Raw genomic sequence first — 12,113 nt, forward strand, 5'->3', positions numbered from 1 at the left:
TATCAGGCTAATCGAGTCTTTAATTTGCTTTTCATTGCCAAATTTCTGTAAAATTCAATAATTTTAAGCATAAAAATATAGGCAAAAGTAAACTTCTCTAGAAGTTTACGCATATTGTACCCAAAAGCGCTGCCGAGGGCGTTCATTTTGTCCCCTTCTACACCTTTCAAGAAGTTTCTTCCCAACCTGTTGTCTTCTTTGAGGTGGCCTATCGTTTGTTCTATGCTCGATCTTCTCTTAATCCACCTCTTGATACTTCGTTTCTTTTTTCGCCAGCCCTTTTCTACAATTTCAACATTTCCAATATCTTCGCAGCCATGTTTCTTGTATCCTCCATCAACATAAACATCTCCAAGCTTTTCTCTCCCGATTAAATTCATTGTCTGCTTCAGATTAGCCCGAAGAGTATGGCCATCATAAGGGTTTCCTTCAAAGCCCAACGCTCCTACGATAAAATTATTCTTGGCAGTAGTTACAATTCCAACCTTATTTCCAAACTCATATTTCTTGTGGCTTTTGCCTTTCCCAATGCAGCAGACGTGAGGTTCGTGAATACTGTAGAGTTTATTTTTGCTTTTCTTTGTCTGGGCTAAAAGCTTCTTAGCGGCTTGAAGCAATGTATCAAAAATTATTCTTAACTGCTCATTGCCTGCTATATTCCGCTCGACCTCTTTCGTAATTCGCCGCAGGTAGTTCCTTAATTTCTTCACTTCTTTTTTAGCTCTTTTGAACTGTTTTGCACGTCGATACCTGCCCTGCATTACATACGCCCTTTTCCCAACCCTTTCGTAGCTTTGGCGAAGTTGGAGTTTTGATGCTTTTGCAAGATCTACAAGCTTAATGCGCAGTTTGTGGCAGAGTTTTGCGTCGGTCGGATAAGTGATGTTCTTCTGCTGAACGGTTGTATCTGCAACGAGCTTGTTGAAATCGTTCTTTTTGATAACCTTAAGCTTCAAGCCGGCTTTGATAGTTTCTTCGAGCAGCTCTTCAAGACCATCAGATTTTACCTTATTACGCCACTTAGTCATACTGGTTGGATCAATAGGAGGCTCGTGCTGGAAGTATCTTTCGCCGCAGAAATACTGCCAGTAAGGATTCTCAACCCAGCCGGCAACGATTGCTTCATCGCTGAGATTGAAAGTGTACTTGAGATACTGAAGGCCGACCATCAGGCGAATCGGCTTGGCCGGCCTGCCTGAATCAGGACTGTATAAACTGCCAAACTTCTCTTCAAAGCGAGACCAGTTGACAACCTCTGAGAGTTGGACTAAAGAGTGATCAGGATTTACAAGAGGTTTTAATGGCTGCTGAAAGAGTGTGCCTCTCCCCTGTCTTTGAACAGTAATAATTAGACAAATTCCTTCAAACAGCAGTTTTTTCCTTTTGCCCCTTCAGAATTATTTTGAGGGGTGAAAGGCAAAAAACTGCGGACATACTCTACAGGAGTTTTCCCTCCCAGTGATTCGTGCCCACGCTCATAATTATATTCTATAAGCCAATCTAAAGTTAAATTACGAGCTTCTGATAAATTCTTAAAACTGTACATATCAAGTATATCCTCTCGATAACTCCGATTGAATCGTTCAATAAAACTGTTTTGCTGAGGCTTGCCTGCTTCTATACGGCGGTGCCTGATTCTGTTTCGGCAGCAGAACCTGCGAAATTGAAGGCTCCTAAATTCCGGCCCATTATCGCTGCGAATAAAGCGGGGGAAACCCCGATCAGAGCCTATTAATTCAAGGCTACGAATTATGCGAAGCGAAGGTAAGCTCGTGTCGATCTCAATATCCAATGCCTCACGGTTAAACTCATCGATAACGTTGAAAGCCCTGAATGGCCGACCATTACTCAAACTATCGCTCATAAAATCAATACTCCATATCTCATTAGCTCTCGTGGCTTCTGGCATAGGTTTAAGCTCTATTTGCCTTATCAAATTCTTTTTACGGTTGTTAAGCTGAAATTCATTTTCCTTATAAACACGATAAACCTTTTTGTGATTCCAGCTATATCCCTTGCGGCGGATACTGTCGAATATCTTTGGAAATCCGCGTCGAGGACGGGAATCTATTACCAGCTCTATCTGTCTTTTTACCTCAGCATCATCGTTTCTTGAAGGAGTATAGTAAAAACTGCCCCGGCTGATGCCTGCTGCTTTACAAGATGATTGCACGCATAAGCCCTTAGAATGTGCCTGCCTGGCAAAATCCTTTCGCTCGGCAGGCTTTAGAAGTTTTTTTCTATTAAATCCTTGAGAACGTTATTCTCTAATGATAAGTCCGCATACATCTTTTTGAGCTTGCCGTTCTCTCGCTCTAACTCGCGTAAACGCCTTATCTCACTGCCGCCAATACCAGAATACTTGCTCTTCCAGTTGTAAAATGTGGCACGGGATATGCCGTATTTCCTGGTCAAATCACTGACCTCTAAACCGGCTTCTGACTCCTTGAGAATCGAAAGTATCTGGCTTTCACTAAACCTCGATCTTCGCATTTTAAGTTCCTTTCTAAATATTTGAGTTGGTTTATATTATTCAGGAACCGTCTAATTTAAAGTGTTCAATTCTATGGGAGAGCTACAAGAGTAAGCCTGCTTTATTGTTTTTTGCCTTCATTATTTTGTCCCAATATTGCAATGTTTTGATAGATGTAAGATAAACACTTGCAATATTATACCATATCTCGAAAGCTTTTCAATCATATAAACCATTATCAGAAAAGAATTTAAGGAAATTTTAAACTTTTTCAGGGGCGACTAAATATTGTCGCACACTGACAGCTTGATTGTAATCATTTCGCTTGAGTGGAGAAAGGTTTATAATATAATGCCTGTTTTACACGAAAACGTTATCAAATTATACAGAATTTAGCAGAGAAAGTTTATGTCCTTAAGCATAGGAATTGCAGGCCTGCCGAACGTAGGCAAGAGCACATTATTCAACGCCCTTACCAAGACGCAGAACGCAGAATCGCAGAACTATCCTTTCTGCACGATCGAGCCGAACAAGGCGATTGTGCCGGTGCCGGATGAGCGGCTCTACAAGCTTGCCGAGCTTGTCAATCCAAAAAAGATTACCCCGGCAACGGTTGAGTTTGTGGATATCGCCGGGCTCGTGGAGGGTGCGAGCAAGGGCGAGGGTCTCGGAAACAAGTTTCTCGGGAATATCCGACAAACCTCCGCAATCGTGCATGTTGTAAGGTGTTTTAAGGATGATAATGTTGTTCACGTATCAGCAGAGCCGGACCCGAAGCGGGATGTTGAAACGATAGAGACTGAGCTTGCCCTTGCGGATTTGGAGCAGCTTGAACGAAAGATCGAAAGGCTTGAAAAGCAGGTGAAGGCGGATAAAAAGCTAAAACCCGTTCTCGAGCTTGCCGCCCGGCTGAAGGAACATCTCGAACAGGGCAAACCGGTAAATTCGTTCGAACAGGCAGATTCTGAGGCCTTCGAAAACTTCGTTCAGGAGATGGGCTTTATCACCGCCAAAACAGTGATCTTCGCTGCGAATGTGGACGAGCAGGGGCTCCTTGAAGACAACGAATACACAAAGACTCTCAGCGAAATCGCAGAAAACCGCGGCGCAGAGCTCGTGAAGATATGTGCAAAGCTCGAAGAGGATATGGTGGATATGACAGACAATGAGAGGGCTGAGTTCCTGGAGTCTATGGGCGTTGAGGAAAGCGGGCTTGAGAAGGTGATTCACCACGGCTTTGATGCGCTCGGCCTTATGAGCTACTTCACAGCAGGCCCTAAGGAAGTTCGGGCTTGGACAATCAAAAAGGGCTGGACAGCCCCTCAGGCGGCAGGCGTTATTCATACCGATTTCGAGAGAGGCTTCATCAGGGCGGAGGTAATCTCGTACGAGGATTACATTGAGTGCGGAAGCGAAAATGCGGCCAAGGATGCGGGGAAAATGGCGGCCAAAGGCAAAGCTTACGTAGTAAACGACGGGGATGTTGTAAACTTCCTCTTCAACGTATAATTATTTTTTTTGGGAAAACAGGCGATATGGGAAAAACCCGGCTGGAATCTCTCAGCGAAGAGCAGAGAGACAAACTTGATATGTTTGCAAAACTTCTCACAGAGCATAATGAAAGGCTCAACCTTACCAGAATCATAGAGCCTGAAGAGATAAAAACGAGGCATTTTGAGGATTCTCTCGCTCCTCTGGAAATGCTCAGAGAATACCAGCAGAATACCGACAGGCTTCCCGCGCTTGTGGATATCGGCTCAGGCGGAGGTTTCCCCGCGCTTGTGCTGGCGGCAGTCCTGCCGGACTGGCATATTGTGAGCATCGAGGCTACGGGCAAGAAAGCCGATTTCCAGCAGATTGTTGTGGAAGAATTGCAGCTTATGAATGCCGAGGTTATCAGCGACAGAGCCGAAGAGATTTCCCGAGAGCCGGAATACAGAGAAACCTTCGATTTCGCCCTGAACAGAGCCGTGGGAACTGTATCGCTTGTTGCAGAGATCACAGGCGGACTTGTCCGGAGGGGAGGATATTTTCTCTCGTATAAGGGTCCTAAGGTTGACGATGAGCTCAAAACAGGCGTAAAGACGCTAAAGATTATGGGTTTCGATGCACCTGAGCAGATATCTTATGAAACTTCCGATGAGGAGGCCGGAGATTTGAGGCTTGTTCGGGCAAAAAAGATTAAAAAAACGCCGGATAAGTATCCGCGTGAGTTTAAGTATATAAAGAAAAAGCATTTAGGCATGTAAAATGCGCGATGTGCAGCTGAGCAACACACTTAAAAAGATAAGCCCGCTTGCTATGGGCAGCGAGGCATACGAATTCCTGAATATGCTTATCGTAGAGGCGGGGCTCTCCAAAGAAACCGTTAAATCATACGGCAAAGACCTCAGAGGCTTTCTGGAATACTGCGGCCGAATGGGAGCTGCAAAGCCTGCCGAGCTCGGGATTGATACTGTTTCAGGGTATCTGCGAATGCAGGTGGAATCGGGGCTGAGCCCGGCAACCGCAGCGCGGTCAGCAGCAGCTGTGCGCACCTTTATCAAATATATGATAAGCAGAAATCTTATCGATAACGACTTCACAATTCTCATCGAAACACCGCAGAGGCCGGAGAACCTGCCCGAGGTGTACAGCATCGAACAGATTATCAAACTGCTGGATTCGCCCGATATCGAAAGGGATAAATTTTTCTACCGCGACAAGGCAATCCTCGAGATACTCTATGCCTCCGGAATGAGGGCGAGCGAGCTTGCAAGGCTGGAAAACAAAGATATAAACTTTCGCCTCGGATATCTCAGATGCACGGGAAAGGGCAATAAGGAGCGGCTTGTTCCTCTTGCCAACTCCTCAATCTCGCATATAAGAAACTACCTCGAACGAGAGAGGCCGGCAATGGAAAAGCCCGCCGGTGCGGGGAATCTTTTCCTCTCGCGTCTTGGAAACCCGCTCGATAGAACAAATATATGGAGAATCGTGAAAGGCTACGCAGCGAGGGCGGGAATCCCGAACTTCACTACCCACAGCTTCCGCCATTCCTTCGCCACCCACCTGCTCTCAGGCGGGGCAGACCTCAGGAGCGTGCAGGAAATGCTCGGCCACTCCAGCGTTACCACTACCCAGATCTACACGCACCTTCAGGAAAATCAGCTTATCGAAACACATAAAAAACATCACCCCAGAGGCTGAGAATCAGAGCAGAGTTTCTGAAAATTCAGAAAAAAATAAAAGGCTGAAAGTCTTGAATAACTGCGGGCGGAAATGAGTATTTCAAATTTCAAATTGATTGTAAATATCTGGGTGAGTCAAGCGTATAATCAGGATTTTTTTACGAAATTAGAAGTTTAAGCAGTTATAATCTTCTTGAAAATCACATATTTCGTGATATTTTTTAGTTTGGCCCGCAGCGGGTACAAAAAAGAGCAGAATTAAATTGCAGGTTTAGAAATGAAATCCGAGAACGCACAGGAACGAATAATAAGCATTTTCCGTGAGATATCCAAACACCCAAGGCCTTCCGGGCATGAAGAGAAGATTCTCGAATGGCTGAAAGGTTTTGCTGAAAAACAGGGCTGGGACTGCCGGCAGGACAATACCGGAAATATTTTGATGAAGATTAATAAAGAAGGCGCTTCTAAAACTGTATGCCTCCAAACTCACTGCGATATGGTTTGCGAAAAAACGCCTGATACAGAGCACGATTTCTTCAATGACCCGATAGAGGTTATCGAAGAGGGCGGCTGGCTCAGGGCAAACGGAACCACCCTCGGGGCAGACGACGGGCTCGGAATGGCGATATCGCTTTTTGCCGGACTTGCGGAGTTAGAAAATAAGCCCAACCTCGAACTGCTGATTACCGTTGATGAGGAGCGCGGGATGACCGGCGCTCAGGGGCTTGATGATAATATTCTCAGTGCTGAGTATCTGATCAACTTAGACAGTGATGAGAGCGATTTCATAATCGGCTGCGCAGGCGGCGAGAGAACAGAGATCACTTCTGCCCATGAACTAAAAGACATCCCCGAAGGGCATCAGGCAGCAAAGGTAACTATCGGCGGGCTCAAAGGCGGCCATTCTGGAGTTGATATTCACCTGGGCAGAGCCAACGCTGTTGTTCTTGCCGGCGAGCTTCTGGAGGCCTGTTCAGGCGGGATCGCAAGTCGGCTGGTGTCTCTCAGCGGCGGGTCGGCGAGCAATGCAATCGCAAGAGATGCTGAGTTTGTGGTTACAGCAGAAGACATTGATACGCTTGAATGTGTTGTGGAAACTGAGCGGGACAGGATTAAACACAACTTTCAGTCTTCCGATCCTGATATTGAGATAAAGGTGCAAGAGACTGAACTGCATGGCAAGTGCATTACCTCTCAGCAAACAGGTATTATCGCAAAACTGCTCACCTCTGTGCCTAACGGGCCTGTATCCTATCGTACAGATATGCCGAAAGTGGTGGAGTCTTCGTGCAATGTGGCGGTATGCAGTTTGGATGAAGGCTGCTTCTCGCTTACACTGAGCCAAAGGAGCTCTAACACCAAACGGCTTGATATGCTCAATGCGAGCATCGAAAACACATGCAGCAGGCTCGGATTTGAATGCTCCTTCAAGGCCAGATATCCCGGCTGGGAGCCATCCGGCAGCACAGACCTTCTCAGCAGGGCTGAAGAGGCATTCCAAAAGGTCTCAGGCAGACCGCCGGAAATGGAAATTATACACGCTGGGCTTGAATGCGGGATTATATCGCGGAAATACCCTGGGATGAAGATTATTTCTATGGGGCCTGAACTAAAAGGCATACACAGCCCTGAAGAGAAGGCAAGGATAAGCTCTGCGGGAGAGTGTTTTGGTGTTCTCGAGGGTATCCTTCAGAATATAGAAAGCCCTGCCGGGCTTTGAATTATGCCCTACATAAACAGCAAAAGAGAGCCGGACATTACAATCATTCCCGCGATAAGCCCGCCGATGGCGAAGTGGTGTTTGCCGTATTTTTCTGCGGTAGGAAGGAGCTCATCAAGGGATATGTATATCATAATACCCGCTACCATTGCGAATGTGATGCCGAATACCGTTTCATTCATAAACTGCCGGAGAATTACATACCCGATAATAGCTCCGAGCGGTTCTGAGAAGCCCGAAAATGTTGAAAGCCAGAAAGCCTTTTTCCGGCTTCCCGTAGCGTAATATACCGGTACGCTCACAGCAATCCCTTCGGGTATGTTGTGGATAGCGATAGCTATTGCAATCGCCAAACCAAGAGAAGGATCTTGCAAAGCAGCGGTGAATGTGGCAAAGCCTTCGGGGAAATTATGTATGCCTATAGCAAGAGCAGAAAAGAGCCCCATGCGAAGAAGGCTGGTTTTGTTTAAGTCTATGCTGCCTGCCAGGTCTTCAAGGCCCTGTGCTTCGTGCGGATTTTCCTCTGATGGCACAAGCGCATCGATAAGGGCAGTAAGCCCTATGCCCGCAAAGAAAGCGGCTGTCGTTATTGCTGCCGCATTTCTTTCCGAGAAACTTATCAGCAGAGATTCGTTTGCCTTCTGGAATATTTCAACGAACGAAACATAAATCATCACTCCAGCAGAAAACCCCAGAGATATGCAAAGCATAACAGGATTGGTTCTTCGGGAGAAAAAAGCTATCGCAGAGCCCACTGAAGTTGCCAGACCTGCAAAAAGGGTTAGTGAAAACGCCGTGAGTATGCTGTTTAGTGAATGTTCCATTTTTCCCTAGAACTGAGAAGAGTTTTTACAGAATGTCTAATGCTCCAAATCTGAAAAAAGCCCGGGAGTATTAACTGACCGGGCTTTTATGATTTCTAAAGATCAAAAGGCAGAGGGAACTCATCAGAAGGTTCGTGCGCCTTGAGCATAATCTGCTCCATCCTTGCCGTTACGTCTGGATAGGTTTTGGAAAGGTCGTTCGATTCTGTAGGGTCTTTATCAAGGTTGTACAGCTCTGTGCGTCCGTCTTTGATAAACTTTATTGCCTTCCAGTTTCTCATCCTTATCGCCTGCGTGCCTCTTGGGCGGAATTCCCAATACAGGTATTTGTGTTCGGGCTGCTTTTCGCCCTTAAGCGCAGGCAGCATACTTATCCCGTCTGTGCGAACCGCAATCGGCTGGCCTGCAATTTGAGCTGCTGTGGGGAGGAAATCCCAAAACGCGCTTATATGCGGGTTTTCTGTGCCCGCTGCAATAACGCCCGGCCATTTTGCGATGAACGGAACTCTTATCCCGCCTTCGTAGAGGTCTCGCTTTATCCCGCGAAGCCCGCCTGAACTGCCGAAATATGCAGGCACGTGCCCGCCTTCGGAATGGGGGCCGTTGTCGCTTGTGAAGATTACTACTGTATTATCGGCAATCCCAAGCTCCTCGAGCTTGCTTGTGAGCCTTCCTATATCCTTATCCATACGTGTTACCATCCCTGCAAAAGCAGCCTTGGGATGAGGCTGGTTGCGGTAGCCGCCTTCGCTTTTGTATGGCTTTTCCTCGCCGAATTTGCCGATAAACGGCTTTATTGAATCCTCCGGAACTGCCATTGAGGCGTGTGGAATGGTAAGGGCAAGATACAGGAAGAACGGATTGGATTTATTCTCTTCCACAAACTTCAGCGCATCATCTGCGAGAAGGTCGTGGCTGTAAACGTTTGTTTTGCCTTTGAGATTGCCCTCGATTATTTCCTTCTGGCTGTTTCTCCAGAGATATTCAGGGTAGTAGCTGTGGGCGTGGCGCTGGCAGTTGTAGCCGTAGAAGTAGTCAAAGCCTTGATTGAGCGGGTCGCCTGAAGACTTCGGCCAGCCAAGCCCCCACTTCCCGATAAGGCCTGTTTTGTAGCCCCTGCGCTTGAGCAGTTTCGCCACAGTCTCTGTGTCTTTGGGCATAGCGAGCTGCCCCTCCGGCTGCATCTCGAAATTGCCCCTGATAAAGCAGTGCCCGGTATGCAGGCCGGTCATCAGCGTACATCTTGAAGGAGCGCAGACTGTCGAGCCGGAATAGTGATTCGTGAATTTCATGCCCTGAGAGGCGAGCCTGTCGATGTTGGGTGTTTTGAAATGCTTCTGGCCGTAGCAGCTAAGATCGCCGTAGCCTAAATCATCAACTAAGACATAAATAATATTCGGAGCCGAAGGACTTTTCGAGGCCGCTGTCATATTTCCAGTGGAGCAGCCTCCCGCTGCGTAACCTGCCGCTGCTGCACCAATACTCTTTAAAAAAGTTCTTCTGTTTAATCTTCCCATCGAATCACCTCTAAAAACTGAATTAATTATTCATATAGCCGTTACCGACCCGATATTATACAAGCTGTTGATGTTAAGTATAATTACAAAAGCCTCTCTGACAAACAAAAAAGAATGAAAACGATGACACGGATTTATGTCGCAGCGAAAATTATTATCCACAGATTTTATGTTTTTTTTTACCACGAAACACACGAAGGGGATATTTAATTTATTTTCCACAGATGGCACAGATTATATGAATGTAAGCGATTGCGATAAAAATAGGGGACAGTTGCTATTTTTAATAGTAAAAAGCTTTATAAAATAATGAGATAGGGAATTGGCCGGCATAAGAATTTGGTTGAGATGAGACGGCAAGTGGTTCTTCAAGAGCAGCTGCCGCTCAACAAGCATATTTGCTCGGTTTAAAGCCTTGGTGAAGCAATTACACAGAAAAAAACTGTCGAGTAAAAGCCTGTGAATAATCAAAGAAGCTGCAAACTCACATCAGTTGAAAACAATTATTAGGTAACTGTCCCCTATTTTAAGCGGTTCGCTGCTTAATAATGCAGCGTCGTATAGCGGAGGAGCGCAAGCTCCCCGCTAGGATAGCGAAACGTGAAGAGCCGGCGGTAAGCGAAAAATCTTTTCTAAAAGAATGCCTAGCGGGTCCGCCACGGCGAACTCCGCTGTAGTACGGGGGATGTTAAACATTGAGCCTGTCCGCCGCAGGCGGAGAGTCAGCGGCAGCTACAGGAGAAAAACTTTCCCCTTATCATTGCCTTGAACTTAAAAAATCCTGTCTAAAAATATCCCCTTAGTGCTTCTTAGCGCCGCTCAGTGGCTGGAATATCTCAGTGCTGCTCGTGGTTTAAAACCAATCCCACGCCCCCAAAAATCATGGGGGAAAACAGTTGGCAGATTTATTCGTAAGAATAATTGAATTCGCTTTCGAATATATTGAAAAAATTATTTAATTTTAATCTTGGGAGGAAGAAAATGACACTTATTGAAATCCGTAATATCCTGGGATGGTGTTCACTTATCAACGTGCTTCTGATTGCATTCGGAGCGCTTCTTGTAATCGCTCTTCGCAGTGAGATGTACAAGATTCACAGCAAATTTTTCCCGATGGATGAGCAGCAGTACAGTGCAGTGATGTTTTCGTGTCTCGGTTTGTACAAACTGCTTATCGTTGTTTTCAACATCGTGCCCTACATTGCCCTCTGGATTGTTACAGCAGGGGCATAAGCACGCTTAAAAACCTATAACCCTGCATCAGGTCTGTGCGGGTAACGGGCTAATACGGAAACTCTTGAGTATTTAAGCTTAAATCAAACCGCTTAGTCTCAAGGGTGTGGGGGATTTTTTACTTTTTAGATCTAAGCCCGGCCAGCCCTGCTGAGAAGATGAGGAAAATCGAAGCCGGCTCAGGTACTACAAAATCCCCGCTGAGTTTGAAGTCATCAAAAATCACACTTGTACTGTCGTTTGAGCCAAGATTATTCTGAAGAGTGAAGCTGAGAAGATTTAAGTCTGCAGCAGTGAAGTTTTTCTGATAAACAACGCTGTCATCGAACAAAGCGGTAATAACATCCGCCTGCCTTACGATTCTCAGAGTTCCAGCTGCTGCGGAAGTGGGAAATCCGCCTTTCTTCTGCCCGTCCCAAACGTGAACGTTATGTGTTCCTGAATCGTTATCACGCACATTAAAGAAATAGCTGTCGTCATCAAATGCTGCATGCAGCTCCACCTGATCGAGCCCGGGTCCCGGCAGAACGGCCTGCGAAAAATTAATCAGCGCTTCGAAATCTCCCGGAATGGTGTCGCCTATAAGTGAAACCTTTGAAAGATTCAGCTCAATTTCCACTAAATTCATGCCCGCCTGGGCATTGCCTGTTTTTTCGAGCCTTATATCGCCCTGGGTATCATCAACTGTGTAAATACCTGTATTCTGATTAACGCTCCAGTATTCGCTGTTCAGGCCGTTATTGAAATCTGCCTGAAACAAACCTCCATAACATATTGCAGGCGCAATAAGCCCGCTAATCACAAATAAAACAACCCTTTTCATGGTTTTCTCCTTAAGTTACGCCCTTCCAAAAAACTAAACGCACAAAGATGAATTGCGGGCTTGAAATTTAACATTTACTCTCGAACACTGAATCTATAATAGCAAATCGAATTTGAGTATTCAACAAAAATTGCGATTTTCAGCGCCGATTTAGAAAAAAAATAAAAAAAGAACTTCTCTCAAGCTATAAATATAAGATGAAACTTTTTCTAAGGGAAGCATATGAGCACAAAAATAGCAAATCGAATTTGAGTATTCAACAAAAATTGCGATTTTCAGCGCCGATTTAGAAAAAAAATAAAAAAAGAACTTCTCTCAAGCTATAAATATAAGATGAAACTTTTTCTAAGGGA

At 45.7% G+C, this 12,113-nt stretch carries 10 protein-coding genes; 5 read left to right on the forward strand and 5 right to left on the reverse strand.

Features of this window, described 5'->3' with window-relative positions:
* Window positions 1-2: 2 nt before the first annotated feature.
* Complete coding sequence (locus L21SP3_RS09375) at window positions 3-1,373, reverse strand: IS5 family transposase (RefSeq protein WP_315850251.1); 1,371 nt, start codon at window positions 1,371-1,373, stop codon at window positions 3-5.
* Window positions 1,349-2,493 (reverse strand): IS3 family transposase gene (locus L21SP3_RS09380; RefSeq protein WP_390612106.1). Its coding sequence is split into 2 segments (ribosomal slippage): window positions 1,349-2,232 and window positions 2,232-2,493, totalling 1,146 coding nucleotides; the frame shifts between segments, so codons are not numbered across the junction. Before L21SP3_RS09380 ends, L21SP3_RS09375 begins: the two co-directional genes overlap by 25 nt.
* Window positions 2,494-2,881: 388 nt before the next feature.
* Here L21SP3_RS09380 and ychF point away from each other — a divergent pair.
* From ychF to pepD, 4 genes are all read left to right on the forward strand, one after another.
* A complete protein-coding gene (gene ychF, locus L21SP3_RS09385) occupies window positions 2,882-3,982 on the forward strand; it encodes a redox-regulated ATPase YchF (RefSeq protein WP_077540907.1) in 1,101 nt (366 codons plus the stop codon).
* A 26-nt stretch (window positions 3,983-4,008) separates the two neighbouring features.
* Window positions 4,009-4,722, forward strand: coding sequence for a 16S rRNA (guanine(527)-N(7))-methyltransferase RsmG (rsmG, locus tag L21SP3_RS09390; RefSeq protein WP_077540909.1), 714 nt, complete (start codon window positions 4,009-4,011; stop codon window positions 4,720-4,722).
* A 1-nt stretch (window position 4,723) separates the two neighbouring features.
* On the forward strand, window positions 4,724-5,662 hold the full coding sequence (locus L21SP3_RS09395; RefSeq protein ID WP_077540911.1) for a tyrosine recombinase: 939 nt from the start codon (window positions 4,724-4,726) through the stop codon (window positions 5,660-5,662).
* A 258-nt stretch (window positions 5,663-5,920) separates the two neighbouring features.
* Window positions 5,921-7,363 (forward strand): beta-Ala-His dipeptidase, encoded by a 1,443-nt coding sequence (gene pepD / locus L21SP3_RS09400; RefSeq protein WP_077540913.1) that lies wholly within the window; start codon window positions 5,921-5,923, stop codon window positions 7,361-7,363.
* An 8-nt stretch (window positions 7,364-7,371) separates the two neighbouring features.
* Here the strand turns inward: pepD and zupT are convergent, their stop codons facing one another.
* Complete coding sequence (gene zupT / locus L21SP3_RS09405; protein ID WP_077540915.1) at window positions 7,372-8,187, reverse strand: zinc transporter ZupT; 816 nt, start codon at window positions 8,185-8,187, stop codon at window positions 7,372-7,374.
* A gap of 95 nt (window positions 8,188-8,282) precedes the next feature.
* On the reverse strand, window positions 8,283-9,704 hold the full coding sequence (locus L21SP3_RS09410) for an arylsulfatase (protein ID WP_227806759.1): 1,422 nt from the start codon (window positions 9,702-9,704) through the stop codon (window positions 8,283-8,285).
* A gap of 981 nt (window positions 9,705-10,685) precedes the next feature.
* Between L21SP3_RS09410 and L21SP3_RS09415 the strand changes: the two genes are divergently transcribed.
* Entirely contained in the window at window positions 10,686-10,937 is a 252-nt protein-coding gene (locus L21SP3_RS09415) for a DUF6868 family protein (RefSeq protein WP_123785177.1), read from the forward strand.
* Between the two features lie 118 nt (window positions 10,938-11,055).
* Here the strand turns inward: L21SP3_RS09415 and L21SP3_RS09420 are convergent, their stop codons facing one another.
* Entirely contained in the window at window positions 11,056-11,760 is a 705-nt protein-coding gene (locus tag L21SP3_RS09420; RefSeq protein ID WP_077540919.1) for a hypothetical protein, read from the reverse strand.
* Window positions 11,761-12,113 lie beyond the last annotated feature (353 nt).

Origin of the sequence: Sedimentisphaera cyanobacteriorum (assembly GCF_001997385.1) — a bacterium.
Lineage (GTDB): Bacteria > Planctomycetota > Phycisphaerae > Sedimentisphaerales > Sedimentisphaeraceae > Sedimentisphaera > Sedimentisphaera cyanobacteriorum.